2 tRNA genes are annotated in these 276 nt (G+C 51.1%); both read right to left on the bottom strand.

Annotated features, from left to right (window positions below):
* Nucleotides 1-70: 70 nt before the first annotated feature.
* Nucleotides 71-146: transfer RNA gene (locus tag MY55_RS22355), tRNA-Gly, on the bottom strand.
* 23 nt (nucleotides 147-169) lie between these two features.
* A tRNA-Gly gene (locus MY55_RS22350) sits at nucleotides 170-245 on the bottom strand.
* Between the last annotated feature and the right edge of the window lie 31 nt (nucleotides 246-276).

Raw genomic sequence — 276 nt, 5'->3', positions numbered from 1 at the left:
CTGCATAACCACTTTGCTACCCCGCCATTTGCAACTCTAACCAATTTGCATAAACTGGTCAACAAAAATTTGGAGCGGGAAACGAGGCTCGAACTCGCGACCTCAACCTTGGCAAGGTTGCGCTCTACCAACTGAGCTATTCCCGCATGGGTAAAACCTGGATTGTAGATGGAGCGGGAAACGAGGCTCGAACTCGCGACCTCAACCTTGGCAAGGTTGCGCTCTACCAACTGAGCTATTCCCGCGTCGCATAAAACAATCTGCAGTGAAAGGGGT

The organism is Chromobacterium subtsugae, assembly GCF_001676875.1.
Classification (GTDB): domain Bacteria; phylum Pseudomonadota; class Gammaproteobacteria; order Burkholderiales; family Chromobacteriaceae; genus Chromobacterium; species Chromobacterium subtsugae.
Note: the sequence above shows the minus strand (reverse complement) of the source record. Positions and strands in the feature narration are given on the sequence as shown.